Raw genomic sequence first — 25,693 nt, forward strand, 5'->3', positions numbered from 1 at the left:
CCGTCGCGCTGGCCAGCTGATGCCCGACCTGCTCCAGCAGACCCACGGCACCCACGCGCGCCACCTCCTGGCTGCGTCGCCCCCGCCCGCCCCTACAACCATTGATCTCGCTCGGTTGTCTCCTTTTCGCCAAAACCGCATGCCAGGGAGGCGACTCCGAAGCATGCGGGTGATCGACCAGCAGCAGGAGACTCTGCGTGCACCAGCACATTCGTACCTTCCTGGCCAGTGCCGCGGCAGCGGCGCTGGCCGGCGGGCTTCTCACCATCACGGCGGGCAGCGCCACAGCGCTCGTCCCGGGAGCACACGGCGACTTCAACGGTGACGGTTACCGCGACATCGCCGTCGCCGCTGCCGGCGCCCGCGTGGGTGAGCGCTCGGGCGCCGGCCAGGTCGTCATCGTCTACGGCGGTGTCGGAGACCTGTCGTCTGCCAGGAGTGTCACCATCAGCCAGAACAGCCCCGGTGTCCCCGGCACCGCCGAGAGCGGGGACGGCTTCGGCGAGGCGATCGTGGTCGAGGACTTCAACGGCGACGGCTACGGTGACCTCGCCGTCGGGGCCCCCGGCGAAGACGTCGGCACCGACACCGACGGCGGGACCGTCGCCATCTTGTGGGGTTCCGAGACCGGCCTCACCAGCGGCACGACGATCAGCGACCCGGCCCCCTCGTCGCACGACAGGTTCGGGCGCGTGCTCAGCGCGCTCGCCGACAGCGACGGGAAGCCGGACCTGGCCATCGGCTCGACCACCCCCACCATCGACGTCTACCGGGGAGGTTTCAGCGAGTCGGGGGGGACGGGCGGCAGCTACCGCTTCGTCCCGCCGTCCTGGGTCACGACGGCTCCGGTCTCGATGACCGCAGGCAATATCGGCGGCGGCGACGTGATCGCCGATCTGGTCGTCACCGGGCCCACCACGTACTACGTCCTCGGCTCCTCCCTCGGCCTCAACAGCGCCGGCGCCACCAGGCTGCCCTCGGGCGGTTCCGCTGCGATCGGCGACTTCGACAACAACGGGCGTCAGGACGTCGCCATCGGTTCACCCGACCAGGACGGGGGAGTGGTCCGTGTGTACAACGGGACCGAGAGCGCACCCTCGGCCACCCCCTCGTACACCATCACGCAGGACACAGCCGGCATCCCTGGGGCCAGCGAGGCAGGAGACCGCTTCGGCGCCTCACTGGCGGTCAGCCGCGCCGGCTACGGTTACCAGAACCTCGCCATCGGCGCCCCCGGTGAGAGCCTGGGCGACGCCACCGCAACCGGTGCCGTCACCTTCCTCTACGGCGGGCCCGAAGGGCTCATCGGCGCCAGGCCCATGGCCGGGACGGACCCCCAGTTCTTCTCACAGAACAGCCCGGGGGTCGCGGGCAACGACGAGACCGGCGACCGCTTCGGCGGTGCCCTCCACATCGCCGACACCGACAACGACCGCAACGAAGACCTGGTCGTCGGCGCCCCCGGCGAGAACTCCGGCGATGGCACCGTCGCCTACCTCCGCTCGGACGGGGGCATCGCCCCCAGCGGCACTCCCGGCATCACCCCTGCAGGCACCGGCGTCTCCACCACCGGAGCCCCCAACTTCGGCCGCATGCTGGCAGGCTGACCCACCTTCACCCGCCGTCCACCGTGCGCCGGCTCACCCAGCGCACGGACGGCGCAGGCGCCCCGGTGTCCCCGCGACGACACCGGCGGGACTTCACCTGTGCGAGCCGCCCCAGTCCATGAAGGCACCGGGGCGGCTCGTGGAACGGTCGCCGTTTTCCTCCACCACCACAGCAAGGAGCACGACCCATGGCGGAATCAACCGCCCAGCAGGACCCCGGACAGACAACGGCCTCTCAGACGGCACCCCCGGGAACCGAAAGCCTCGGACAACTGCGCCAGACGTTCCTGCCCAAGCGCGTCGGCACCGTGCGGCTCGCCGCCCTGTTGCTCATGGGCACCGTCTCCCTGATCCTTCCTCCCCTGGGCGCCTACTTCCTCTGGCTCGCCGCCCAGACGCCCAATCTCTCCCGCAAACAGGCCGCCCGTCGACTGCACCTGTTCGAGCACGGCCTGGCCGAAGTGGGAAAGAACGGTGACATCTCCACTTTCCGCTGGGACTCCCTGACGGTGCTCCAGGAGATCACCGAACGGTATGCCAACGGCGTCTACGTCGGAACCACCTACGTCTACACCCTCCACCGCCAGGACGGCACGACACTCAAGGTGACCGGCTTCTACGACCAGCCCGAATGCTGGGGCCCAGCGTTGCAGCAGGAGATCACCCGAGCCCAACTGCCCGCACTCCTCGCCAGGCTGGGACAGGGCGAAACCCTGACCTGCGGGGAACTCTCGGTCAACCCGGGCGGGGTGGCCACCACAAAGGGCAGCCTGACCTGGCCGGAGATCGAGAAGGTCGAGTTCTCGCAGGGAGTACTGGTCCTGCGCAAGGCCGGTAAGAAACTGCCCTGGGCCAGGATCCCGGTCAAGAACATCCCCAACCTCTTCCTCTTCGTCGCCCTCATCGACTGGCTCCGACACGGCAATCCACACCCAATTCCCTGACCGCCCCACCACCCGAGCACCGACCACAACCGCCACCCAGAACCACCCGCATCCCACGCCGACGGCAGGCGGCCACTGCCCAGCACCCGCCGACGGGACTCCGCGCCGGCCCCGGGTCGATGCCCGTACCGACCGGCCGCAGCACGCGCATCAGATCAGGTTCGTCCGGCTCCGTGTCGCGGACCACGAGACGGTGCGAGGTAGCGGGCTGGGAGGTGAGGTCACCACCGGCGATGGATGAGAAAAGGAGATCCAGGCGCAGGCCCCGGCTGTCCTTGATGAAACTCTCCGCAGACAACGCGCGGTCGTGATGCGTGTGCCTGATCTGCAGTCGCTCGCGGCTGCCGGTGCCCCACACGCACGTGAAGTCATCGAACCGGTCCCCGGCGAACATCTTCGTGTCCACGGTCACCGACCTCACATGTCCCACCGCCAGGTGCACCAGACGCAGCGCGGTGAGCAGAGCCTGGTAGGCGTAACCGAGGTGTGTCGGGCGCAACCCCATGGTCACCTCCAGGGTGGTGTGCTTGCTGCGCCCGCCCCCGGCGCCCGCCGCATTCGGCCTCACCGCCCCCCGGCCCCGCGGCGGAAGCGGCCGCGCCGGATGCGCGGGCACGGCGGAGCGGCTCCCCGCATCCGACGCCAGCGCGGTGTGTTGGGCTGTTTGACACAAGCACCCGTACCCATGCGGATTGGATAGAGGCAGGGTGACCAGGCGATCTACCGAGCCTGCCTTCGCTGCTCGCGCAGGTCTCTTGCGCTTCGGCTGTCTGACGTCGAGAAGTCCTACGGCCGCGCTGGACGAGGTCATGCATCCGGTGCCTGGCATGGCAAGCGGCGGCCTGGGGGCCGGTAAGGCGGCGGCACCGCGTATCCGTCGCGCACGGGTTGGAACCCCTGAGATCACAGGCCAGTGCGCGCGGCAGACGGCTTGCGGTAGCGCGGTGCCTTCTTTCCGAGCCGCCATTCCATGACGGTCCGGTCCCCCTTGGCCAAGTTGCACTCCGGACACGCGGGCACCAGGTTGCCGATCCCGTCCGCCCCGCCCCGGGAAATGGGCAGGACGTGCTCCTGGTGCAGGGACGCCGAGGACTCGCCGCAGTAGGCGCACGCATCCGCATACCGGCCCCACAGCCGGGCCAGATCACGTTCATTCACGAGGTGCCGGCGGACGGCGGCCAGCATCGCCCGCCGCTGATGATTCCCTCGTCGCTTCGCAGCGCGCACCCTTTCCGGATCGGCTTCGAAGTAGGCACGCCGCGAACACCGGCCTGAGCAGAACATCCTGTGCGCCGTACTGAGCGGCATCCGCGTGCCGCACTGCACGCATGGACGTGACCGCAGGGCCGTCCCGACTTTTCGTTTGTACTGGGCTTTCAGATAACACTCCTGCCCGCAGTACTTGGCGGTGGCTCGACGATGCGACAGATGACCGCCGCACCATCCGCAAGCCTGGTCCCTCGAGACCGGCGTGTAGTTGGCGCGATACCAACAGCCGTGACCGCAGTACTTGCGCAGAGCGTGGGCACCGGCTTCGAGTGCCGCGCCGCAGACGGCGCACTCCCGTCCCTGTTTGGCCTCGGCGCGTTGAAGTTTGCGATGTTCCGCCTGAGCCTGGTTATTGGTGTCGACCTGGCACTCGATCGAGCAGTAGAGCGCAAGGACACCTCTGTGCGACGGGACAGGGCGTTCGCAGCCCTTGCAGGACACCGTCCCTGGGCGGCGCGAGGGCTTTCGGCAGTTCTGACAGCGCGTCGGCTTGCGTCCAGACTTGTTGCCGGCAACGTCGAAGTTGCCCCCGCAGGCGTCGCACCACAGCGTTATCGAGGCAGGCCTGAGGGCTGCTCGACGCGCTCGACGCCTGCGCAGCCGCTCCTCATGCGGTATGCCGTCCAGCTGGCGAGGGACATGACCGAGAGACGCATAGCTGCATTTCCTACTGCAGTAGCGGGCGTTGGCATTGCGTTGAGCGATATCAGCGCCGCACTCCAGGCACCGTCTGTCGCCGCGGACCACGCGCAGCTTCTCGCGCTGCGCTGAATGGTAGACAGCGGCTGTGCGGGTCTTGGCGGCGACGCGATGTTCCTCGCAGCAGAAGCGGGGCGGAGCCCCAACACGGCTTGGACGAGTGAACTGAGCATCGCATTCCTGGCATACCAGCAGGGTCGGTCGGCGGGCCTCTCGAACGCAGGCCTCCGAGCAGTACTTCGCCAGTCCGTGCCGGTGGCTGATGTCCTCGCCACACACGGCGCATGCCCGCATCGTGCGGTTCACCCCTTTCACAGCACAGGGCACGACCGCAGCCCGGGCGATGACCAGCCCTCTGCGGCCCTACCCCATGGAGATCACCTGAAGACGGCAATGATCAGTGGTGACGAGACGCGAGGTCAGTCACCCGGCCGAGCAGTCACGCAGCTCGCGGGAGAGACTGGCCACGGTCCGCCGCCACTGGCGAGCCTGGGCCCGGGATGAGAACCACGCCTGGACACTTCGCGTATCGAGATCGCTGAGCCTCTCCAGCGTGGTGGCGAGGTGTTCGCGGTTCGTTGACCGGTGCCGCACCCTGGCACGGACACGCTGCGCGAGGTAGTGCAGCTGATGCGCGGCCCGGTAGTAGGCGACCTGGGGGTCGGTGAGGCGGCGCACCGCGTACCCTCCGCACCTGCTGCACGGGTCGAACTCCTTGTTGTCCAGCAGTTCCTCGATGATCACCATCTCGTCGTGGCGGTCGACCCCGCCATAGGGGCGCCGGTGCGCGCAGCCGGGGGAGTGGGCCCGGCCCTGGTAGCGACCGGCCGCGTCCGTGGTGTAGGCCTGTACGGAAGCCAGGACACCCAGGGGAAGGCCCGAGCCGGGCCAGTCGTTGTCCGAGTCGGATTCAAAGGGTTCCAGGTCCAACTGCTCCATCGCCAACAGACCGTTCCAGACGTCCGGCGTGAAAGGACTGAGCGGATGTCCCCGGTCGTCGTATCCGCCAGCCTCAAGATCGCGCAGGTCTGGCACCGAGCGGGCCAGGGCCAGGGACCTCAGCGCCTGGCCGGCGTCCCGGCGCCCTTCGCACAACCGCACGAGCACCCGTTCGCCCTCTGCCGCGCTCAGGCTGCGGCCGAATGCCTCATCGTGCGGGTCGTACACACGGGCAGTCCACACACTTGCGCTATCCGGCTCGCCTGCGGCCATGGCCTGTAGGCGGGTCTCGAGCAGAGCTTCGGGCAGGTCCCTTGCACCGGCGAGGATGACGCCCTGCCATCCAGCGGCGCACCGCTGTTCCAGAACACTCAGCGCCACCACCTCTACGCCGGTGCCGACACCGACCACCGCATACAACTGTTCCGCGTCGGGCATCGTGCTGCGCAGTGCGCGCAGATGCTCCGCGGTCACCAAGCGGCGGCCATGGACCGGCGTGTCGTCGAACACCCCTGGCAACAGACCCTCGTCCGCCCCAGGCGACGGCTCCGCCATGGCCACGCATGTCGACGTGTCCTGGTCAAGCACTTCGTAGTCGAACACGGACTGCCGCGACAGCAGGCACGCGGCCACCGGCTCTGGGACCCGCACCGTGACCGCCAGCCGCGCCCCCCAGTCCACGGCGACCGTGAACGAGGCGAGCACTCCCTGCTCCCACTCACTCAGCCGGTCCGTCAACGACCCACGGCTGCCGCGCTCCGTCAGAGCAGCACCGGGAACGCGCCCGACGAGTACACGCTCGCCGCCCTGGCCGGCCATGATCGACCGCGCAGCCTCCTCCCACGTGCTCAGCAGCACCCGGGCTCGCTCCAGCATCGGCTGATATCCCTTGCGCCGGCTGCTCATTCCGCTCGCCAGCTCGTGGACGAGGTACTCCTGCTCGCGCGGATAATCCCAGCTGTCCTCCACCTCGCTGTGCCACCGCCGCCACAAGGACGTCACCTTCGCTGCCGCCTCGGCAGGGGTCCCCAGCGGGGCAAATGCCGGGTCATCGGCCGGGACGCCAGGCTCCTCCATGGCCGATACCGCTGCTGCCAGCACGAGCGAATCCGGGGCGACCAGCCGTGCGGCCTGTGCACGCAGCGCCTCCAGATGGTCGGCCTTGCGCTGAATTCCTGCCTCGGCCCAGGACCTCAGCCAGGGGAACAGGTCCAAGACCTGGTACACGCGGGTCAGACTGGTCAGGGCGTCGAGCCATTCAGTGAAGACGGTCTCACGCACGTGGCGGGCTTCCTGCACTTCCTCCCAGCGTCCGCCCTCCGCCTCGTCTTCAACTTCCTCCTCACCGTCGGCAGGGGCATTCTCCTCGCTGCCCGAAGCGGTCCGGAAGAGCACGGATGCCGCCTGGCCTACTTCTTCGTCGCTGTACGAGTCCTCGTCCGCCTCGTGACAGCGGTCCAGTTCATACAGCAGCCCCAGACCGGTCACCGCATCCATGAAAATGGCCAGAGCCGTGCCGGGACGTGCCCAGGAGCCATACGCCGTGCACTGGGGACAGAGCCGGCCGACCGTCGTAGCGTCCAGTCGCACCTCCCGCTCGGTGACACGCGCCGAACGCAGATAGGAGCATGAGGATTTGGTGTGCAGCTTCGATTGCTTGCCCCGCGCGGACCACACGGTGACGGCGACGCCCTCGAACGGACCGAGCGGCACATCAGGCGTCAGCAGACCATATGTCATACAACCTCCCCCATAGCGGTGGTACTTGAGCCTAGCCGTGGCCACTGACACCGATCCGCGAATGCCTGTCGATCGGCCTGAGAACGCACCCCCAACCTTCGGCCGGTGGACGACCAGAATTGCGGTTCGAGGTTGCACCAGGCGCGGCCCACCCCGCTCGGCTGGTAACGAGGGGAGGATGCCCAACACTGTTCGGAGATTCCGGCTGAGCACGAGTGACGGCTGCGCAGTCCCCAAGCTGTCCCGGAGACCGCGTACTTCACTCGGCTCGGAGGCCGTACCGGCGCGTGCCGCGAGCACTTTCAGGTGGGGAGGATCAACGGACAGCCCGACAGAGACGGCAACCGGCGCAGCTGACAGCGCTGCCCGCCGAGTCGTACGCGAAAGTCACCAGGCCACTGTAGCGAGTCCGGTCACGGCAACAGCTCCCAGCAGTGGGCGGAACACAGCGGCCCGCGAACCCCTCTGCCTTAACGGCAGAACGTGGCCTGCCCACTTTCTCCCATCGGGGGTAATCGCCCCACCGAGGGTTGACACCTGGCGTACCGGTCCCCGGACACGCGCGGGGCATCGCGGCCGACCCGGCCGGAGATGTCGGCGATCAGCCGTCTCCGCTTGAAGGCGCACACGAAACCGGGTCGACCCGGGCTTGAAGGCGCTGCTGGGGCCGACGACGACCGCGTTCGGGAAGACCGCGCGGATCCTGTGGTAGGCGCGCTTCCACATTTCCAGGTACTGGGCCTGGGTCCGGTCCCAGAAGGGGGTCCAGTCGGGTTCGTTCCAGATGTCCCATTGGATGTCGCTCATGCCGGCTGCCTGCGCGTCGGCGAGCAGACGGTCGTAGAAGGCGTCGAAGCGGGACCAGTCGCCGTTGTCGCCGGGTTAGGTGGGGTTGGTGGTGCCGTCGGCGCCCCACAGGTCGTGGGGCAGGATGACGAAGGTGCCGCCGAGCGTCTTGGTGCGCTGGTACTGGGCGCGGGTGGAGTTCCAGCGGCGGTCGTACTTGCCGGCGACCCAGCCGCCGGGGTTGTCGAGCTGGGCGCCGCCGGCCCGCATGAACTTCCACTTGATGTCCTTGTAGCAGTGCTCCTGGGGCAGTGAGCCGTTCTCGGACATTCCGTAGATGGTGCCGGAGGCGCGGTAGGTGGGGGCGGCCCCCACGGTGGCGAAGTCCACGGCCACGGTCGTGTCGGCGGCCTGTGCCGATGTCCCGGGCAGGGCGAGGGCGGCGAGCGACGCCAGCAGGGCTGCGAGCGCGGTGACCGTGCGGGGGTGGGCTGCCGTGCGGGCGAGTCTGCTCGTGCGTGCGGATCGGGGAAGGCAGGGGGGGACGTCGTGCATGGCGGGTCTCCTGGAATAGGGGTGGGTGCTGCCTGGGCGCAGGCGGGGTGTCCCGGGGGGGCGTTCAGCCGCCGGTGTGCGCGGCCGGTGCGGGTGCGGGTGCGGTGTGGCGCCGTGTGTGGGCTTCGGCGAGGAGGAGGTAGCTGCTGGCGGTCCAGGTGTAGGCGCGGTCGCGCAGGCCGGTTCCGGTGAGGGCGTCGAAGTTCTCGGCGAAGCCGTGGGTTTCGCACAGGGCGCGGAAGCGGGCGCTGATCTCGTCCGCGAGGCGGTGGTGGCCGGCGCGGCGCAGGCCGTCCTCGATGAGGACGGTGGCGGGGGCCCAGATCGGGCCGCGCCAGTAGCCGTCGGCGAGGTAGTGGGGTGAGGTGGGCAGTTCGGTGGCCAGGCCGTAGGAGGTCAGGTGGGTCTCGATCCGGGCGGCCAGGGTTTTGCCGATGTGCTCGGGCAGGTGCTCGCCCAGGGCCATCGGCATCAGGTCCAGCAGGCTGGGGGTGCTCCAGGTCGCGGCGGTGTCGACGCCGCGGGCCACGAAGTGCTCGCCCGTCCACAGCTCGTCGAGCATCGCGGCCTGGGTCGCGTCGGCGGTACGGGTCCAGTGGCGGGCCTGGTCGGGCAGGTCCAGTTCGCCGGCCAGCCGGGCGAGTTCGTGCAGCTGGAGGGTGAGGAAGGCGGCCAGGTCGGCGGTGACGATCACGCGTTCGGGGTCGAAGGTGGTGGCGTTGTCCCAGCCGCTGTCGTTGCCGTGCTGGTAGTGGGGCAGGGCGGCGCCGGGCGCGCGGCGGGCGGTGAGCCAGAAGTCCGTCCACCGCGTCAACCTGCGGTAGATTTCGGCGAGTTCAGCCTGGCTGAGGGGCTCGGCAAGGCGTCTGCGCAGGTGGGACAGGGCCCAGCCGTGGATGGGCGGTTTGACGAAGTTGTACAGGACCTCGGAGTGGGTCACCGAGTCGGGCAGGGCACCGCCGGCGTCCTGGTGGTCGAACGGGAGGGAGAACTGGTCCCAGGCCAGGTCGGGGGCACCGGGGGCCAGGGCGAGGGCGTTGAAGCAATGGTCCCAGCTCCAGACCTTGTCCATCCAGTGCTTGGACATCAGCACCGCGGGCCGGGTGACCAGCCCCGCCGGGCGGACGGTGGCCGACCACACCACGTACGCGGCGAGTTCTACGGCCGGTGTGGCCGGCGAGCGCCAGGGGGCCACCGCGTCGACGAACGCGGCGAAAGCCTGCTCCGCGGCCGCCACGACGGTGTCGAACGTTTCCGAGGGCGTGTAGGGCAGGCGTGCGCTGTCCACTTCCTCGATCGCCGCTTCCCAGGCTTCGCCAGGATCCGCGGTGAGGGTGACGCCTCGTGCGCCGGTGCCGAGGGCCTGACTGCCCGACACCTCGGCGACGCAGCCCGACAGCACGGTGATCCGGTAACGGCGCCCGGTCTCGTAGGAGGTGAACACGTACGCCCTGTCGACCGGGTCGCGGTAGAAGTAGGTGCCCGTGAAGGGGGTCAGGGTGTCCGCCGCCGCGTCGACGCGCAGGCCGAGTCCTTCGCCGCGTAGGCGGACGGTGTCCGGCGAGGCGTAGGCGAGGGCTATGCGCCCTTGCTCACCGCTCCAGCTGAGCAGGCCCGCGGTCGCCTCGACGCGGGTCCCCGCGCGCTCGCCCGTCGTCGTGTCGAGGGGCGTGAAGCGCAGGACCGCGTGCATGCCGTTTTGGTGCGAGACGAGGTGGAGGTCTTCGGCGTACGTCTTCTCCGCGAGCACGGGAGAGATGCCGAACCAGGAGCCGTGCGTGCTGAACGGGATGTCGTGGATGGAGAAGGCCGGGCCGGATCGGGCGGCGGTCATGTGGTGTGACTCGTTTCTTCAGCAGGGGTGACCGACGGGGGTCGCGTGGGGGTCAGTCCTTGACGGCTCCGGCCGTCACGCCGGCGGCGACGTAGCGCTGGGCCAGGACGAGGATGACCGCGGCGGGCAGCGAGGCCACGACGGCGGTGGCCATGATGGCGTTCCACTCCTGGTTGTTGTTGCCGATGTAGTGGTAGATGCCGAGGGTGATGGGCTCGTGGGCCCCGCCGTTGACGAGGGTGCTGGCGAAGACGAAGTCGGACCACGACCACAGGAACGTGAACAGCGACACGGTGACGACCGAGTTGCGGCTCATCGGCAGCACCACGGAGCGGAAGGTACGCAGCGGGCCGGCTCCGTCCATCTGCGCGGCCTGGAGCAGTTCGCCGGGGATGCCGGACATGAACGCGGTGAAGATCAGTACCGCGAAGGGCACGGCGAGAGTGGAGTCCGCGACGATCAGACCGGGCACGGACTGCAGCAGCCCGAGCTGGAGGTAGATGGCGTAGAAGCCCATCGCCATGATGATGCCGGGAATCATCTGGGCCACCAGGAAGAGGAAGCTGAGGACGCCCCCGCGGCGGGGGCGGAGTTTCGCCAGCGCGTATCCGGCGGGCGCCGCCAGCGCCACGGTCAGCGCGACCGTGCCGAGACCGACGACGAGGCTGGTGCCCAGGTAGGGCAGCTGCTGGTCGAACACGGCGCGGTAGCCGGCCAGCGTGCCGTGGACGGGGAACAGGTCGGGTGGGGACTTGCGCATGTCCTGGTCGCGGGTGAAGGACACGTTCAGCATCCAGTAGACCGGGAAGAGCATGACGGCGGTGAGTGCCAGCCCGACGGCGCTCTTCCACCCTGTACCGCCCAACCGGCGCGGCAGGTCGTTCATGCCAGTGCCTGCTTTCTCTGGACCCTCAGGTACACCAGGCCGAAGACCAGGGCGGCGACCACGAGCAGGTTGCCGACGGCCGCTCCGGGGCCGAAGGCGGGCAGCAGGTTGCCGAAGCCGAGCCGGTAGGACCAGGTGGCGAAGGTGGTGGACGCGTCCGCCGGGCCGCCCTTGGTCATGATCCAGATGATGTCGAAGACCTTGAGCGTGTAGACCAGCCCCAGCAGCAGGGTGATCGCGGACACGGGGCGCAGCAGCGGGAAGGTGATGCTCCAAAAGCGCCGCCAGGCGCTCGCCCCGTCCAGGGCCGCCGCCTCGTACAGCGAGCCAGGGATGGATTGCAGGCCGCTGTAGAGCACGACCAGGTTGAACGGGACGCCGATCCAGATGTTGGCGATGATCACCGAGGTGAGCGACCAGGAGGGCGAGGTCAGCCAGTTGACGGGGCCGAGGCCGAGCGCGTGCAGTGCCGCGTTGACGATGCCGGAGTCGCTGTTGAGCATCCACGACCAGGTCGAGGCCGACACGATCAGCGGCAGCAGCCACGGCACCAGGAACAGCGCCCGCAGGGTCGCGGAGAGTTTGAAGTGCTGGTTGAAGAAGACCGCGAGGGCCAGCCCGATGGCGTACTGGAAGGCCAGGCACACGGCGGTGAACACCACGGTGTGCAGCAGGGCCGGGGCGAAGGTCGGGTCGTCGAAGACCTTCTGGTAGTTCGCGAGGCCGGTGAACGGCGCATCGCCCTGCACGAAGGAGCGGACGGTGTAGTCGCGCAGGCTCAGGTCGAGGTTGCGGTAGAGCGGATAGGCGTAGAAGAGGACGAGGTAGAGGGTCACCGGGGCGAGGAAGGCCCAGGCGGCCCACTGCTGGGAGGCCGGACGGCGCCGTGCTCGCGCGTGGGCCGGGGGCGGGGCGGCGGTGGCCGCCCCGTTCCGGGCGTGCGCGGAGCTGCGGTCCGTCCGCTGTTTCGTGTCGTTCATCTGCGGACCGGGGATCATGGCTACTGGGCGGCGGACTGCGCCTTGGCGAGCGCGTCCTTGGGCGAGGCGGCACCGCTGAGGGCGGACTGGGCCGCCTTCCACATCTGCTCGGAGATCTTGGGGTACTTGGTGCCCAGGTCGTCACTGGTGCGCCCCTTGGCGGCCTTGACCGCCTCCACCCAGGGCTTCAGCTCGGCGTTGGCCGCCACCTGCTTGGCCTGAACCTCACTGGTTGGGGCCACGTAGGACAGGGTGGTGTCGGTGTCGTACAGGTTCTGGGTGCTGGTCAGACAGGACACGAGCTTGTGGGCGGTGGTGTAGCGGCCGGTGTCGCCCTGGACGGGGAGGGTGACGAACTCGCCGCCGGTCGGGGCCGCGGCGTTGTCTGCGTCGGCGCCGGGGATGGGCAGGACGCCGTAGTCGAAGCCGGCCTTCTTGACGCCTGCGAGCTGCCAGGTGCCGTTCTCGGCGAAGGCGTAGTCGCCGCCGGCGAACTCCTGCCAGCTGGTGGTCTGGGTGTTGTTGATGACCGAGTTGGGGGCGTACACCTTCTTCAGCCAGTCGGTCCACAGCTTCAGCGCCGAGACGCCCTCGGGCGAGTCGAGCTGGGTCAGCTTGGCGCCCGCGCCCCAGAACCAGGGCAGGAACTGGAAGCTGCCCTCCTCGGTCCCGATCGCGGAGAAGGTGATGCCCTTCTTGCCGGCCTTCTTGACCTTCGCCAGGGCCGCCGTCAGCGACTTCCAGTCCTTGATCGAGGCGACGTCGACCCCGGCCGCCTTCAGGACCTTCTTGTTGTAGTAGAGGGCGAGGGTGTTGGCACCGATCGGCGTGCCGTACGTCTTCCCGCCCGACTGGCCGGCCGCGAGCAGGTTCGGGTCCACCTTCGAGGTGTCCAGCTCGTTGTCGTCGGTGCTGGTGAGCACGCCGGCCTCGGCCAGGGTCGACACCACGGGGTTGTCGACGATGAGGACGTCGGCGGAGTTGTCCTGCTGCGCCGCCAGCAGGGCCTTGTTTGCCAGGTCGCTGGTGTCGAAGGCGGTCCGCTTGATCTTCACGCCGGCCTTGGTACCGCAGTGGTCCAGCAGCTTCTCCCAGGCCGAGGTCTTGTCGAACTGCGGGTACGGGTCCCAGATGGTGTACGTGTCGCTGTCTGCGTCCTTGGCGGCGCCGGTGCTGCCCGAGCCGGAGCCGCAGGCGGTGGCACCGGCGGCCACGGTCAGGACGGTCAGGGCTGCGGCGGTCAGACGGCGGTGTCTGGAGAAGCGGTTCATTGAGGGTTCCCTTGTTCTGGACATGCGAGTGCCGAGGGCGCGGGTGGGGAGGGCAGGCAGGCGCGCAGAACGGCGCCGCCGAGCAGTTCGGGCGTGGGGTGGTCAGGGGGTGGTGTTGCGTGGAAGGGGCCAGAGGGTGGTGGCGCGCGGCTTGCCCGCGGTGGGCGTGGCATGCGCGGGCCCTGTGCTCGTCCGCAGGGAGATCGGCGGTGCGAGGAGATGGTGGCGGGGCGGTGCGCCGGGATGGTCGATCCGCTCCACCAGCAGTTCGACGGCGCGCCGTCCCATCTCCTCCGCCGGTACGTCGGCCGCGGTGAGCTGCGGGGTCACCGTCTGCGCCCACCGGCCGGCCACGACTCCGGTGACGGAGAAGTCACGCGGTACATGGCGGCCGGCCTGGGCGAGCCCCCGGTAGAGGCCGCCGAGCGCGGCCTCGTTCAGTGTGACCAGGGCTGTGGTGGCCGGATCGTCGTGCAGGATCCGCTCCAGGCATGCCTGGCCGGGGGCGGCGTCGTCCCCGCAGCAGTACGTGCGGACGGTCAGCCCGCGCTCGGCCGCGGCCTTGGTGAAGCCCTCCAGCCCCCGGTGGGCGGACTCGTAACCGGCCCGCAGAAGCTGTTCGGGCCGGTTGACGAGGGCGATCCGGCTGTGGCCGAGGTCCGCGAGGTGGTGGACGCACGCCGCCGCGAGTGCGGTGTGGTCCAGGCCGACCCACCAGCCGCCTTCCGGGTGGGCGGTGCGGCCGATGGCGACGGAGGGGAAGTCCAGGGCGTCCAGGTGGTCGACCCGGTCGTCCTCCAGCCTGATCTCCATCAGGATGGCGCCGTCGACCCGCCGCTCGCCCAGCAGCCGCTGGAACGAGCGGTCGCTGTCCACGCCGCTGGGTGACAGCAGTACGTCGTAGTCGTAGGCCGCGGCGGCCTCCACCACGCTGCCGATGAAGTCCAGCTGCATGCCGGTGTATTGGTTCCCGGCCGGCGGGAAGACCAGGCCGATCGTGCTGGTCCGGCCGTTGGCCAGGGCGCGGGCGCTGGCGTTCGGGCGGTAGCCCAGCTCGTCGATGACCTCCTGGATCCTCCGGCGCGTGTCGTCCGACACCGGGCGTTTGCCGCTCAGCGCGTACGAGACGGTGGAGCGCGAGACACCGGCCCGCTTGGCGATCTCACCAATGTTCACGGCGACTCCTTGATCGAACCGGTTCGACGATCCGTGCAACGGAATCCTCGAATCGTGTAGGTGGTGGAGTGGGCACTCCGGCGCTCTGGCACTTCGATGCCGAGTCAACCGATCACCGGTCGTCGAACCAGTTCGGTGAAGCGAAGATAAGAACGAGGCAGAGGGCTGTCAACGCCTGCGGCGAAACTTCTCGAAACTATCCCGTAACCCGTGTGTTCTGCGGAATCCGCTCGCGTCAGAGGTGTCGCTGAGAGCTTTCCTCGCTGCTAAGTTCCTGCGAACCGGTTCGACACCACCGGTGATGCGGAGCCTCTCGGCCCCAAAACCTACGGCGGCTCCTTCGAGGACACAGATCTGAAGACGCTGCTCGCTGAACCGGGACGTCACGTTGCGGCCCACTGCGCCGACCAGTGGATCCCGCCGAGGAGACGGGCACGGAAGTGCGATCCGCCCGAAACCCGACCTGGATCCGGTGCCCGGGTTGCAGGTCCGCGCGGACGGCGCTGCGAGGACGCGCTTCAGGGGGTGGGAGAACTGCCTGCCTCTCTCGGTGCTCGCCGCCATCCATCACAGTGGTGGCGGCGCCGACGGTCACGCCCGCGGCCACTCCCGTCGTGGCACTGCCGAGAACGACAGGTGCTCATCACGCCGCCCGACGCCGCAGCCGGTCCGGGCGCAGGCCACGCTCGTCCTCTGAGGGGTGGCGCGGCAATCCGAAGTGGTCCGGCAGGCTCTGCGGCGTGCGGGATGCACCGAGTTCAGCACTGTCGAAGAGGGGTTCGCTGTCGATGCGGGGGAGATGGTGCGCCGTTCCTGGTGGCGTGCACGATCGACGAAAAGGCGACGGCGGAGCAGGAGATCCATCGATTCTCACCCCGGGCGAAACCATCCCCGACCCAAGACATGGGCGATCGCGTTCGGTTGAGGTGCGGCTTGTAGAAATCTTGTGCTGTCCGCTCTCAACTCCTAGGATCCCTGACGTTCGAAAGTTCGGTTCACGTCCGCAGTATCGAACATGACCGGGCCGAAGCGGCTTGCGCATGGTGTATACGCCGGGCATGACGGCACCCGCATCATCCGTCCCAGTAAGACTCGCTCCCACACGCCGAATGCCGGACTCGGAAGGGTGCACCCGGCATGAGTGCGGCAAGCCCCGATCGCCTCCTGGAGCTTCGTGTGACGTCACCCGCACCATGCCCACGCCCCCGCCTGTGCCGCCCGACCGTGCTCCGGCTGTCAGGCCTGGCGCGGCCGGCCCGTCGCCCAACTCGCAGACAGTGCCAGGGACACGCCGAATCCCAGCCCCGTCCTGCCGCCCCCACCTCGCCAGGTCAGCCCCCTGGCCGGCGTCGCCACCTTCGACGGAACGACCCTGAAACCGAGTGGGAATGGAACCACCATTCGCACAACGGCAAGTGGTCCGGCAGCAACGGCCTGACCCTGCGCACCGCGACGATCGCCAACGACCTGTACTGGGCCCGCAACACCCCCACCGACCGGAATCAGAGGCGCACCCCCACCGCCACCACCCACCTGGACCACGCGACGATGCCCGACGGCGACCGGGCCGCACTCGCCCTGCTGCGCGACCTCTGCGCGTGGGTCGGCATCGAACGAGACGGCGGCACAACACGGTAGTGATGGTCAACGGCCGGACCATGGAGAGCAATTGGAACATCACCGGCACCCGCACCGGCGCCGAAGTCGCGAGCGCCAACGTCACGGACGGTCGCATCCGGCTGCGCGCGGCCGCCGACATCCGCCCCGGGCGCCTCCCGTCCGTGAACCTTCTCCACAGCACCGACGGCACCCACTTCACCCGCCTGGAGCCCGAGTTCACCATGGGCGGCACCAGGTAGCTCGTCATGGGCTACCGCTTCGCCCTTTGCTTTGCAACTACGCCACGCAGACACGCGGCGGCTTTGTCCGCAACGCACGGTACGCCGCTGACCACACCCCGAGCGCAGCAACATCCCTCCCCCCCCCCGCATCTGACCGGCTGCTCAGTCCCCGACCCGCAGCGCCAGGAAGGACCACACCATGTCCAGTACCGACGTCCACAGGCCAACGGCTCCCACGACCGCAGTGAGATCGCCCGCCACCGGTACGAGGCTCGCCCGGGCAACCTGGGTGCTGATCCTCATGTTGGCGTTCGCCGTCCTTCCTGCCGCGGTGCATCCCACGCCGGCCAGGGCCGACAACCCGATCGTGCAGAACATCTACACCGCCGACCCGGCCCCGCTGGTGCACAACGGGCGGGTCTACCTCTACACCGGGCACGACGAGGACGGCTCCACTTCCTCCTTCGTGATGAAAGACTGGCGGGTGTATTCCTCCGCCGACATGGTCAACTGGACCGACCACGGCTCACCGCTCAGCCTGAACACCTTCAGCTGGGCGGGCGCCAACGCGTGGGCGGGCCAGGCCATCGAACGGAACGGCAAGTTCTACTGGTACGTGCCGGTGACGGTCCGGGCGACCGGCGCATTCGCCATCGGCGTGGCGGTGGCGGACAGCCCCACCGGACCGTTCCGGGACGCCCTCGGCCACCCGCTGCTGGAGAACACCGAGTTCGACCCGACCGTCTTCATCGACGACGACGGCCAGGCCTACCTCTACTGGGGCAACCCCAACCTGTGGTATGTCAAGCTGAACGCCGACATGACCTCCTACTCGGGCAGCCCCACCAAGATTCCGCTCACCACCGCGGGATTCGGCACCCGCACCGGTGACGCCAACCGTCCCACGCTGTACGAAGAAGGGCCGTGGGCCTACAAGCGGAACGGTCTGTACTACATGGTGTACGCGGCCAGATGCTGCCAGGAGTTCATCGCCTACTCCACGGCACCCAGCCCGACCGGACCCTGGACCTACCGTGGAACAGTCATGCCCGCCCAGGGCAGCAGCTTCACCAACCACCCGGGCATCGTGGACTTCAAGGGCGGTTCGTACTTCTTCTACCACAACGGCGCCCTCCCGGGCGGCGGCGGCTTCACCCGCTCGGTCGCGGTGGAGAAGTTCTCCTACAACGCCGACGGCACCATTCCGACGATCAACATGACGAGCACGGGTGCCCCGCAGGCCGGCACACTCGATCCGTACGTCCGCCAGGAGGCCGAGACGATCGCCTGGGGTTCCGGGATCGAGACCGAATGGTCCAGTGACGGCGGAATGAACGTCGGCTGGATCGAGAACGGCGACTACACCAAGGTCAAGGGAGTGGCCTTCGGGGCCGGCGCCTCCTCCTTCGCCGCGCGCGTCGCCTCGGCCACCAGCGGCGGCACCCTCGAAGTGCGCCTGGACAGTCCGAGCGGGCCGATCGCGGGCCGGTGCGGTGTGCCGAACACCGGTGGCTGGCAGGCCTGGAGGACGGTGACCTGCCCAGTCAGCGGCGTGACGGGAACCCACGACCTCTACCTGACGTTCAGCGGCGGCAGCGGCTTCTTGTTCAATGTCAACTGGTGGCAGTTCACCCGCGCCGCGTAACCGCTCCGCGTTGAGTTGCTCCTCGGGCTGAAGCCCGAGAGTTCCGGCCTTCCCGTCCGTTGCCGTGCCGCTACATGACACAGCAACGGACGGGAATCCGTGGCTTCCTGCTTCGTCGGTGCTGGTCGGTGCCGTCCGGGGCGTGATGCGAGGGCTGCCGGAGAGCGATGACATTCGCTTCCGGCTCGGGGCCGCTTCCCGCCCGGCGGGCACCTGAGAAGGAAGTTCGGCCGCTGCTCCCGCCTGGCGGGACGTCCCGCTGACCGGCCCTTTTCCCGCAGGTCAGAGCCGTGTGGCATGGTCTGCATGACAGTGGAAATCAGGGTCCTCCGAGCTGGTCAGATGTACCGCTACCACCTGAGCCAGACCGTCGTCGGCGACGGCCGCCGCCCGGCCCGCACGCCACTGCGCGAGGCCCGAGAGCAAGCCGGGTCCCGGCCGGGCGATGGATGGGCGGGGACTTGCCGTGCTCGGACTGACGCCGAGGCAGGAGGTCACCGAGGCACAGCTGCACAACCTGTTCGGCGAGCGCAGCCGGCACCCGCACGCGGACCAGATCGAGGCCGACCACTCGCCAAGGCCGCCCCCCCGAAGAAGACGTTCAAAGCCGGCGCCCTCGGACGCCAGGTGACGGTCACGGGCGTCGACTTCACCTTCCGGCCGCAGCCGACGATCGACCTGTTATGGGCGCTGGGGGATGAAGGAGACCCGGCGGGTGACCGAGGCCACGAACGAGCAGGCGACCGAGCGGGCGCTGGAGTGGAGCGAGGACAACGTGGCGGTGATCCGGTACCGCAAGGACGGCATCCACCAGCCCCGCCCGCCAAACAGAAGACCGACCTCGTGCAACTGCGCCGCGTGATGGAAGGCGAGCGCGATCCTCACCTCCAAGGTGGCCGCCGACGTCATCAACTCCCTCCTCGAGTACGCCCGCGCCGCGCCTGCGGCGGGACGGCTTGTACTCTGCACTCATTCGACGATCGGACGATCACGAACACGGCAGGCGAGCACGGGGCGGGCGTCCGGGGGCGGGAGCGCGGGGATTTCGATGAGTGACGCACATCCGATACGAAGCCACAGACCGGGCCTTTCGGCCGGTGCGCTGATCATCGCCGGGGTCGTCCTCGTCGCGATCGGGGCCGTCGGCGCCTGGCTCCAGCACGACGCTCCCGGCCGGAGTACGGAGCCGCGTACGGAGTTCACCGCACACAACCCGCCCGCCGGTCTGCCCACCGCACTCACCACCGGCCAGCACCTGAACTGGTCCCGCTGCACCTCGCCGCCCACCGCGCGCACCGGCTACGACTGCGCCGTCATGAAGACCCCCCTCGACTACCGAAAACCAGATGGCAGGACGATCGACGTCGCCCTGATCCGGCGCAAGGCCACCGGCCCGAACGCCCGGCGCATCGGCTCGCTCGTCCTCAACTTCGGTGGCCCCGGCGTGTCCGGCGTGAGCGGATTGCCCGAACGGCTCAACCAGTACAAGCCGCTCCTCGACCGCTACGACCTGGTCTCCTTCGACCCGCGTGGCGTTGGCGCGACCATCCCCGTGCGCTGCGGAAAGACCGCGGACGACACCGGTTACGACGGGACCGACGCCTGCGCCGAGCACTCCGGGGCGCTCCTCCCGTACATCGGCACCTCGCACACCGCGCGCGACCTCGACCTGATGCGCTACCTCCTCGGCGACGAGCGGCTGCACTACTTCGGGGTCTCGTACGGAACGGCGCTCGGCGCGGTCTACGCCCACCTGTACCCGTCGCACGTCGGGCGGCTCGTCCTCGAGGCGCCCGTCGATCCGACCGAGGACCTCAGCGAGGAGCAGGTGTCGCAGGTCAAGGCAGTCCAGGCGGCGTTCGACCGGTTCGCTGCGCACTGCGCGGCCCGTATCCGCCACTGCCCGACCGGCGACGGGCCCGAGGAGGCCGCGCGACGCATGGCGCGCCTGGCCGACCGCCTGGAGAAAAAGCCCGCCCCGGCCGGCGGCGGAAGGAACCTGGACGCCGACGACCTCGCGCACAGCATCAGCGACCATCTCGTCCTCGGCACGGACGGCTGGCCGCCGCTCGCCAAGGCCCTCACCGCGCTGATCGACCACAACGACGGCGGTCCGCTGAGCCGCGGCGCGGCCGACATGGGTTCCGCCGACCGCGCGGCGACCCCGCCCGACAACAGCCGCGTCGCCCAGACCGCGATCACCTGCGCGGACTCCAGCCTGCGCCCCGACCTCGAACGCCTCGACCGGGACGAGAACCGCGTCAAGGCCGCCTCGCCCGTCTTCGGTGCGGCCTGGTCCACCGGCGTCTACCTCTGTTACGACTGGCCGTTCGACGGCGAGCGCCTCACGCCTGAGGTGAACGCCGACGGCGCTGCCCCCGTCCTGGTGGTCGGCGGCACCGGCGACCCGACCACCCCGTATCCCGGCGCCCGCAACATGGCCCGCGCCCTGGGCGACGGTGTCGGCGTGCTCCTGACGGCCCAGGAGGAGGGCCACGGCACATACCCGCAGAACCGCTGCGTCACGGAGGCCGTCAACCAGTACCTCCGCACGGGCCGCACCCCAGCCACGGGAACGGTGTGCCGGGGCACCATGTCCTGAGGCCCGTACGGATCCTCCGGGCGGCCATCAGCACACCGGTTCGCTCGCAGAGCGCTGGGCGTGGACTGCCACACCGCCCGGTCCGAGACCGGGCGTACGTCACGTCCTTCGACGGGAAGCTGCGCGAGGTCGACCTGCAGACGAAGACGCAACGCGACATCATTTCCGGGGGATTGGGAACCTCCACCTCTGCGGTGGCGCTGGACGGACAGGGAAAGGCCTACCACTCGAACGACGCCCGCGGGAGCGGGAGCGAACGGGCCTGCTCGTAGTGAGCAAACCGTTGCTGATCACCGGTGGTTGGGGGAGCTCCGCGGGGTACCGCGTGACCGTCCGGAGGTCAGCGCGGGCCGGTCCAGCTGGTGGGCTGGGCGGGGATGCGGGGGAGTGAGCCGTAGCGGCGGGTGCGGCGGGCGTACTGTTCCATCGCGTGCCACAGGTCGCGGCGGTCCACGTCGGGCCAGGGCGTGACGAGGAACAGCAACTCGGCGTAGGTGGCTTGCCAGGGAAGGAAGTTGGAGGTGCGCTGGTCGCCTCCGGTGCGCAGCAGCAGGTCGACGTCGGGCAGTTCCGGGACGTGCAGGTAGCGAGCGAAGGCGTGCTCGGAGACCGAGCCCGGGTCGACCCGCCCGCCGACCGCGTCCCGGGCGAGTTTCGCTGCCGCTGTCGCGATCTCGGCGCGGCCGCCGTAGTTGACGCACAGGGTTAGGGTCAGTCCGGTGTGATCGCGGGTGGCGCGCTCGGCGTCGGTGAGAGCCTCGATGACGCCGGCCGGCAGACGCCCGCGCACTCCGGCCCAGCGCACGCGGACGTCCAGTGGCGCGGTGTTCGCCAAGCGGCGCAGGCCCTCGGGAATCCCGTCCATCAACGCGCTCAGTTCGTCGGCCGGGCGTTTCCAGTTCTCGGTGGAGAAGGCGTACACAGTCAGGTGAGTCAGACCGATCTCCAGAGCACCGTGGACGACGTCGACCAGTGCCTCGCCACCGGCCCGATGACCGTCGCTGCGCGGCAGGCCGCGGCTGGTGGCCCAGCGGCCGTGCCGTCCATGACGATCGCAACGTGACGGGGCATGGCCTCGGGGGGCAGCTTGGGCGGGCGGGCGCCGGACGGATGGGGTGTCGGAGGGACGATCGGGCTGCGCTGGGCGGCGAGCCGGCGGACTTCCCCGGCCAGGCCAGGCTGTTCGGGCGCGCCGGCCGGTACGGGGTGCGGCAGCGGCCCCGGCTGGATGGGGAAGGGGAACAGGCCCCAGGCCAGCGCGGCCTTCGCGCGGGCGGGCAGCAGCAGGCGCAGCCGAGCGCCGCGTGGCAGTGCCGGGCGGCGGTGCAGCAGTGCGGCCGGGCGTCGGCCGCCGCCTTCAGGCGCAGCCGGTACAGGTCGGTGTAGGTGTCGAACGCGATGCTGACCGCTGGGTGCAACCCGCGCGGCAGCGGGGTCGCGTCCAGCCATGTACGGGCCCGCTCGGCCAGGCGGCGCACCATGTCCTCGAACGCAGGGGTGGCACGCCGGGCCAGCAGGTCCCCGCGGCGCACCCCGGCCTCGTCCAGGGCTTCCTGTGGCAGCGGTACGTGGTCGCGGTCCAGGTCGTCGGAGAGATCGACGAGGCTGTCGGTGAGATAGACGGCGTCGGCGGCGGTCTAACGGCAGCGGCGGCGGCACCAGGCGGCGCCCCTCTGCCTGACCGTGTCACCTGGGGGCGCCATGGCTGCTTGGCGGTGCGGGTGCGCGCGCCGGCCTGGCATGCCGCCCCATACCTCCACCCAGTCGGTGAAGTACCGGCAGCGGTAGGCCTCGGCGGGAGGCTGCCAGGTGGCAGGTCTTGGCCAGCCTTGCACCGGTTCGACTTCGCGGTGACGGCGATGAGAGCGCGCGTGTCCTCCAAGTCGTTGGCGTACGCCTGGCGCTCATCGGCGGTCCATCGCCCGGCGCCGGAGTCCCAGGCTTCGGCGAGGGGACCAGGTGGTCGATGTCCAGGCCGCGGGCGCCGTCGACATGGACGTGGTCGTAGGGGCTGTACCAGGTGCCGCCGGTCAGGGTGCAGCGGCCGGTCCGCTCGGGGGCGATGACGGCCGCATCGGGAGCAGCGACCGTACGGGCAGGGTGCTGGTGGTGCCGGGGTCAGCGGCGTGGGCGGGGCCGATGAATGTGGCCAGGGCTGCGCTGGCGGCGAAGGCGGCGAGAATACGCACGGTCACCTCTACGGGGAGATCCGACACACGGGGATCTTCGTAGTGGGGGGGTAGAGCATGGACACGCCGTCGTCAGGGCGGGGTTCACCCGCAGGGGCGGGAAAGTCAGACGAACGCCCCGGCCCGGCGTCGCTGGCGAGGGAGGAGCGCTCGGCCGGGCGGGGGCCGCTGGCATCCCCTCAGGCGGGAGCCGGTTCGGTGTCGGGGTACGGACTGAGCATGGTGTCGAAGTAGCCCTCAGGGGCTTCTTCCAGAAAAGTCGACAGGTTTTCCAGGAAGGCGCGCAGCGGGGGCGTCGCGTTGTGCCGGTCCAGGTCTTCCTGCGAACGCCAGACCTCGTATAGGAAGAAGCGGCCGTCCTCGTGCTCGTGAAGGTGGTACTGCAGGTTGCCAGGCTCTTTCCGGGTCGGTTCCACGAAAGAGGAGAGGGTGCGCCGGACCTCGTCCGCGCGCTCCGGCCTGGGCCGCAGGAAACCGTAGAGGGCGATGGGGCGATCTCTGTTCGTCATGCCCCTCAAGCTAAGATCTCACATTAATGTGAGGTTCAAGGGGTTGTGAGGAGCACCACATGAAGATCGGTGAGCTCGCCGCCGCGACGGACACCTCAGTCCGACTGCTGCGCTACTACGAGGAGCAAGGCCTCCTGGAGTCCTACCGCCTCGACAGCGGCCACCGCCGCTACAACGACAGCGCCCCTGCCGTGGTTCGTCGTATTCGCGCGCTGTTGGACGCCGGCCTGCCAACGCGGGTCATCCGCGACCTGCTGCCGTGCGTTCGCCAGGACGGCACGGTCGCCGGATGCAAGCTGGAGACCCTTCAAGAACACCTTCAAAGTCTGGACGAACGGATCTGCGCACTGTCGGAAACCCGCACCTCTCTGGCCGGGCTCATCTCCGCTACCCAAGCCCGCGAGCCGGCACTCAGGTAAGACCGCCACCACTACCGCGCATCCGCGATGACGTCGATCTCTCGCCGCGACAACGCGGAGGCTCATACAACCTCTGGGCCGCCGTCCCGGCCAAGGGCTTCAGTCTGCACAGAGGCCATCCCCCATTTCCCCTGCAAAACCGAGGGTCGGCTTCCGTGAAGGCCAACTCCTATGAACGACACCACATCGCATTCCCAGACCAGGTTCGACCTGGTTCCACCACACCGCGCTCGGTCTGGCCTCTACGACCACCAACGGCGTCGACACCGGATTCATCCGCGAACCGGCGGGCACCTTGAACTCCATGACGACTGGGGGGAACTCCTACTACTACCTCACCGACGCCACCGGCAACGTCCTCGGCCTGGTCGACGACACGGGCAAGCGCACCCACACCTACGCCTACGGCCCCACCGGCCTGCCCCGCGGCACCACCACCGAGGCAGCCCCCCCAGCCCCACCGCTACACCGGCGCCTACCTCGACCCCACAGGCCTCTACAAGATGGCCACCGCTACTACGACCCGTCCCTCGGCCGCTTCACCCAACCGGACCCGTCGGGGCAAGAGGCGAACCCCTACCTCTACGCCAGCGGCGACCCATCAACAACACCGACCCGTCCGGACTGTTCGGATGGCCTGACATCGGCGAAGGTCTCGGATCGTTTGCTGGGGGTGTTCTCGGCGTGGCAGCCACGGCCGCGGTCTGCTCGACAGGTATCGGATGCGTTGTGGCCGGAGTAGCGCTGGTCGGTCTGGGCTCGGCCTCCACAGCGCCCCGGAGTCTGCCCAGGTCACCACGTGCGTACGGCGTGGTCGGGCCGCTGACATCCCCGTTGCGACCCCCTTCGACCATGCCCTGGCTGGAGTTGAGGATGAGGGAGGGCGGGATGGGCGGCGCGGACGCAGCCGGGGATCGGGGCGCGCTCAGCCGGTTGCGCGTCGGCGGGGCCGCCGCGCCCGGCCGTCGTCAGTGCGGCGGTGACGTCAGGCGGGGGACGTCGGCGGGGGAGAGGTTGGGGCGGGCTCGGTGCCAGCGTGCGGGGTGGCGCCACCGGCCGGAGGCGTCGCGGGCGACGTCGACGCGGACTTCCACCACCAGTTCGGGTTCTACCAGCGTGACGGTCAGCGTCTCCCGGCTGCCCCACCCGGCGGAGAACGAATACAGCAAGGGTTGATCGTTTCGCCTCCCACGTGAGGATGACGCGCCCTAGAGTGCCGGGGCTGGAGCAGCCGGATCCATCCCGGCCTGCCTCCAGGTGCCTGCGCATGGGGGTGGTGGTCGGGGTGACTACGAGGCGCGCGGAGGCCGCTCGCGCGGGTTAAGTGGCGCGTGTGGCTGGGCTGTTGGGCCGGGCCCTGTCACGTTGCCCCGACGCCGCCTGATGCCCGCCCACGACTACCGAGCCGAGATGACCGTCCGCTTCACCATCTGGTAGCAGATCACCGGCGTCGCCGGCCTGCCCACCACGGCCTGAGCACAGCCCGGAACCGGGCCCCACCACGCCGCAACACCCTGTCAGGCGCGCCCAACAACGTGACAGCGCCGCTTGAAGCGCTACTTCCTTTCCAACCTGTTCCGCGGACACAACGCCACCCTTGACCGTCTCCGCGCGGACCGCTGGCTGGAAGAAGCCCTCAGCCGCGGGCCCGACCCGCTTCACCTGGCCGCCGTCTTCGGTATCAGCGCTGGCTCCGCCATCCGCTACGCGGACGCGGCGCGCTCCCTCCTCGAACAGGACCAGAATGGCCATGGACGCGAGTAGCGCCCCTGGCTCAATCCCCAGGGCTGGTCACTGCCCAG

24 protein-coding genes and 2 pseudogenes are annotated in these 25,693 nt (G+C 69.3%); 10 read left to right on the forward strand and 16 right to left on the reverse strand.

Annotated elements, in window-relative coordinates; all coding sequences use genetic code 11:
* Positions 1-197 precede the first annotated feature (197 nt).
* A complete protein-coding gene (locus AC0665_RS36735; protein ID WP_478610821.1) occupies positions 198-1,607 on the forward strand; it encodes an FG-GAP repeat protein in 1,410 nt (469 codons plus the stop codon).
* A 188-nt stretch (positions 1,608-1,795) separates the two neighbouring features.
* Complete coding sequence (locus AC0665_RS36740) at positions 1,796-2,551, forward strand: DUF6585 family protein (RefSeq protein WP_478610824.1); 756 nt, start codon at positions 1,796-1,798, stop codon at positions 2,549-2,551.
* Here the strand turns inward: AC0665_RS36740 and AC0665_RS36745 are convergent.
* The 10 genes from AC0665_RS36745 to AC0665_RS36790 all read right to left on the reverse strand — a co-directional run bounded on the left by AC0665_RS36745 (position 2,508) and on the right by AC0665_RS36790 (position 14,686).
* A complete protein-coding gene (locus AC0665_RS36745; protein ID WP_478610827.1) occupies positions 2,508-3,056 on the reverse strand; it encodes a hypothetical protein in 549 nt (182 codons plus the stop codon). The genes AC0665_RS36740 and AC0665_RS36745 overlap by 44 nt on opposite strands.
* A 398-nt stretch (positions 3,057-3,454) precedes the next feature.
* Positions 3,455-3,736 (reverse strand): HNH endonuclease, encoded by a 282-nt coding sequence (locus tag AC0665_RS36750; protein ID WP_478610830.1) that lies wholly within the window; start codon positions 3,734-3,736, stop codon positions 3,455-3,457.
* 1,206 nt (positions 3,737-4,942) lie between these two features.
* A complete protein-coding gene (locus AC0665_RS36755; RefSeq protein WP_478610832.1) occupies positions 4,943-7,198 on the reverse strand; it encodes a hypothetical protein in 2,256 nt (751 codons plus the stop codon).
* A gap of 387 nt (positions 7,199-7,585) precedes the next feature.
* Positions 7,586-8,005 carry a GH39 family glycosyl hydrolase gene (locus tag AC0665_RS36760; RefSeq protein WP_478610834.1) on the reverse strand — a complete coding sequence of 140 codons (420 nt, stop codon included), beginning with the start codon at positions 8,003-8,005 and terminating at the stop codon, positions 7,586-7,588.
* Between the two features lie 75 nt (positions 8,006-8,080).
* The gene (locus AC0665_RS36765; RefSeq protein WP_478610837.1) at positions 8,081-8,539 is read right to left on the reverse strand and encodes a hypothetical protein; all 459 of its coding nucleotides are present in this window, start codon (positions 8,537-8,539) and stop codon (positions 8,081-8,083) included.
* 64 nt (positions 8,540-8,603) lie between these two features.
* A complete protein-coding gene (locus tag AC0665_RS36770; protein WP_478610840.1) occupies positions 8,604-10,373 on the reverse strand; it encodes an amylo-alpha-1,6-glucosidase in 1,770 nt (589 codons plus the stop codon).
* Between the two features lie 52 nt (positions 10,374-10,425).
* Positions 10,426-11,259, reverse strand: coding sequence for a carbohydrate ABC transporter permease (locus AC0665_RS36775; protein ID WP_478706719.1), 834 nt, complete (start codon positions 11,257-11,259; stop codon positions 10,426-10,428).
* Complete coding sequence (locus AC0665_RS36780; RefSeq protein ID WP_478610845.1) at positions 11,256-12,239, reverse strand: carbohydrate ABC transporter permease; 984 nt, start codon at positions 12,237-12,239, stop codon at positions 11,256-11,258. The genes AC0665_RS36775 and AC0665_RS36780 overlap by 4 nt, the downstream gene beginning before the upstream one ends.
* Positions 12,240-12,259: 20 nt before the next feature.
* Entirely contained in the window at positions 12,260-13,510 is a 1,251-nt protein-coding gene (locus tag AC0665_RS36785) for a sugar ABC transporter substrate-binding protein (RefSeq protein ID WP_478610848.1), read from the reverse strand.
* Between the two features lie 102 nt (positions 13,511-13,612).
* Complete coding sequence (locus AC0665_RS36790) at positions 13,613-14,686, reverse strand: LacI family DNA-binding transcriptional regulator (protein ID WP_478610851.1); 1,074 nt, start codon at positions 14,684-14,686, stop codon at positions 13,613-13,615.
* A gap of 1,224 nt (positions 14,687-15,910) precedes the next feature.
* Here AC0665_RS36790 and AC0665_RS36795 point away from each other — a divergent pair.
* Together AC0665_RS36795 and AC0665_RS36800 are read left to right on the forward strand one after the other, a co-directional pair.
* Entirely contained in the window at positions 15,911-16,324 is a 414-nt protein-coding gene (locus AC0665_RS36795) for a hypothetical protein (RefSeq protein ID WP_478706720.1), read from the forward strand.
* A 20-nt stretch (positions 16,325-16,344) separates the two neighbouring features.
* The gene (locus AC0665_RS36800; RefSeq protein ID WP_478610853.1) at positions 16,345-16,545 is read left to right on the forward strand and encodes a hypothetical protein; all 201 of its coding nucleotides are present in this window, start codon (positions 16,345-16,347) and stop codon (positions 16,543-16,545) included.
* A gap of 144 nt (positions 16,546-16,689) precedes the next feature.
* Here the strand turns inward: AC0665_RS36800 and AC0665_RS36805 are convergent, their stop codons facing one another.
* The gene (locus AC0665_RS36805) at positions 16,690-16,830 is read right to left on the reverse strand and encodes a hypothetical protein (RefSeq protein ID WP_478610856.1); all 141 of its coding nucleotides are present in this window, start codon (positions 16,828-16,830) and stop codon (positions 16,690-16,692) included.
* Positions 16,831-16,858: 28 nt separating this feature from the next.
* On the opposite strand from AC0665_RS36805, the gene AC0665_RS36810 reads away from it, so the two are divergent.
* From AC0665_RS36810 to AC0665_RS36820, 3 genes are all read left to right on the forward strand, one after another.
* A complete protein-coding gene (locus AC0665_RS36810) occupies positions 16,859-18,172 on the forward strand; it encodes a glycoside hydrolase family 43 protein (RefSeq protein WP_478610859.1) in 1,314 nt (437 codons plus the stop codon).
* Between the two features lie 715 nt (positions 18,173-18,887).
* On the forward strand, positions 18,888-19,034 hold the full coding sequence (locus AC0665_RS36815) for a hypothetical protein (RefSeq protein ID WP_478610862.1): 147 nt from the start codon (positions 18,888-18,890) through the stop codon (positions 19,032-19,034).
* A 186-nt stretch (positions 19,035-19,220) separates the two neighbouring features.
* Positions 19,221-20,774 (forward strand): alpha/beta hydrolase, encoded by a 1,554-nt coding sequence (locus AC0665_RS36820; protein ID WP_478706721.1) that lies wholly within the window; start codon positions 19,221-19,223, stop codon positions 20,772-20,774.
* Positions 20,775-21,114: 340 nt separating this feature from the next.
* Here the strand turns inward: AC0665_RS36820 and uppS are convergent, their stop codons facing one another.
* From uppS to AC0665_RS36840, 4 genes and pseudogenes are all read right to left on the reverse strand, one after another.
* Entirely contained in the window at positions 21,115-22,026 is a 912-nt protein-coding gene (uppS, locus tag AC0665_RS36825; protein ID WP_478706733.1) for a polyprenyl diphosphate synthase, read from the reverse strand.
* A 112-nt stretch (positions 22,027-22,138) separates the two neighbouring features.
* Positions 22,139-22,381 (reverse strand): annotated as a pseudogene (locus AC0665_RS36830) (squalene/phytoene synthase family protein); the annotation flags it as partial.
* Between the two features lie 144 nt (positions 22,382-22,525).
* Positions 22,526-22,850 (reverse strand): annotated as a pseudogene (locus AC0665_RS36835) (GmrSD restriction endonuclease domain-containing protein); the annotation flags it as partial.
* 292 nt (positions 22,851-23,142) lie between these two features.
* On the reverse strand, positions 23,143-23,472 hold the full coding sequence (locus AC0665_RS36840) for a putative quinol monooxygenase (protein ID WP_478610871.1): 330 nt from the start codon (positions 23,470-23,472) through the stop codon (positions 23,143-23,145).
* A 59-nt stretch (positions 23,473-23,531) separates the two neighbouring features.
* Between AC0665_RS36840 and AC0665_RS36845 the strand changes: the two genes are divergently transcribed.
* Both AC0665_RS36845 and AC0665_RS36850 read left to right on the forward strand, forming a co-directional pair.
* Entirely contained in the window at positions 23,532-23,891 is a 360-nt protein-coding gene (locus tag AC0665_RS36845) for a MerR family transcriptional regulator (RefSeq protein ID WP_478706722.1), read from the forward strand.
* A gap of 304 nt (positions 23,892-24,195) precedes the next feature.
* A complete protein-coding gene (locus AC0665_RS36850) occupies positions 24,196-24,633 on the forward strand; it encodes an RHS repeat-associated core domain-containing protein (protein ID WP_478706723.1) in 438 nt (145 codons plus the stop codon).
* A 226-nt stretch (positions 24,634-24,859) separates the two neighbouring features.
* On the opposite strand, the gene AC0665_RS36855 is transcribed toward AC0665_RS36850, so the two are convergent.
* Entirely contained in the window at positions 24,860-25,060 is a 201-nt protein-coding gene (locus tag AC0665_RS36855) for an ATP-dependent DNA ligase (protein ID WP_478706724.1), read from the reverse strand.
* A gap of 379 nt (positions 25,061-25,439) precedes the next feature.
* Here AC0665_RS36855 and AC0665_RS36860 point away from each other — a divergent pair, with 379 nt between their 5' ends.
* Positions 25,440-25,655: a hypothetical protein gene (locus AC0665_RS36860; RefSeq protein WP_478706725.1), complete on the forward strand. Its 216-nt coding sequence runs from the start codon at positions 25,440-25,442 to the stop codon at positions 25,653-25,655.
* Positions 25,656-25,693 lie beyond the last annotated feature (38 nt).

Source organism: Streptomyces sp. NPDC043685 (genome assembly GCF_056436585.1).

What these genes read in the sequence shown, in the direction of transcription:
- AC0665_RS36740 (WP_478610824.1), top strand. Translation starts at nt 1,796, where the DNA reads ATGGCGGAATCAACCGCCCAGCAGGACCCCGGACAGACAACGGCCTCT.
- AC0665_RS36745 (WP_478610827.1), bottom strand. Translation starts at nt 3,056, where the DNA reads ATGGGGTTGCGCCCGACACACCTCGGTTACGCCTACCAGGCTCTGCTC.
- AC0665_RS36750 (WP_478610830.1), bottom strand. Translation starts at nt 3,736, where the DNA reads ATGCTGGCCGCCGTCCGCCGGCACCTCGTGAATGAACGTGATCTGGCC.
- AC0665_RS36755 (WP_478610832.1), bottom strand. Translation starts at nt 7,198, where the DNA reads ATGACATATGGTCTGCTGACGCCTGATGTGCCGCTCGGTCCGTTCGAG.
- AC0665_RS36760 (WP_478610834.1), bottom strand. Translation starts at nt 8,005, where the DNA reads ATGAGCGACATCCAATGGGACATCTGGAACGAACCCGACTGGACCCCC.
- AC0665_RS36765 (WP_478610837.1), bottom strand. Translation starts at nt 8,539, where the DNA reads ATGCACGACGTCCCCCCCTGCCTTCCCCGATCCGCACGCACGAGCAGA.
- AC0665_RS36770 (WP_478610840.1), bottom strand. Translation starts at nt 10,373, where the DNA reads ATGACCGCCGCCCGATCCGGCCCGGCCTTCTCCATCCACGACATCCCG.
- AC0665_RS36775 (WP_478706719.1), bottom strand. Translation starts at nt 11,259, where the DNA reads ATGAACGACCTGCCGCGCCGGTTGGGCGGTACAGGGTGGAAGAGCGCC.
- AC0665_RS36780 (WP_478610845.1), bottom strand. Translation starts at nt 12,239, where the DNA reads ATGAACGACACGAAACAGCGGACGGACCGCAGCTCCGCGCACGCCCGG.
- AC0665_RS36785 (WP_478610848.1), bottom strand. Translation starts at nt 13,510, where the DNA reads ATGAACCGCTTCTCCAGACACCGCCGTCTGACCGCCGCAGCCCTGACC.
- AC0665_RS36800 (WP_478610853.1), top strand. Translation starts at nt 16,345, where the DNA reads ATGGAGAGCAATTGGAACATCACCGGCACCCGCACCGGCGCCGAAGTC.
- AC0665_RS36805 (WP_478610856.1), bottom strand. Translation starts at nt 16,830, where the DNA reads ATGAGGATCAGCACCCAGGTTGCCCGGGCGAGCCTCGTACCGGTGGCG.
- AC0665_RS36820 (WP_478706721.1), top strand. Translation starts at nt 19,221, where the DNA reads ATGAGTGACGCACATCCGATACGAAGCCACAGACCGGGCCTTTCGGCC.
- AC0665_RS36840 (WP_478610871.1), bottom strand. Translation starts at nt 23,472, where the DNA reads ATGACGAACAGAGATCGCCCCATCGCCCTCTACGGTTTCCTGCGGCCC.
- AC0665_RS36845 (WP_478706722.1), top strand. Translation starts at nt 23,532, where the DNA reads ATGAAGATCGGTGAGCTCGCCGCCGCGACGGACACCTCAGTCCGACTG.
- AC0665_RS36850 (WP_478706723.1), top strand. Translation starts at nt 24,196, where the DNA reads ATGACGACTGGGGGGAACTCCTACTACTACCTCACCGACGCCACCGGC.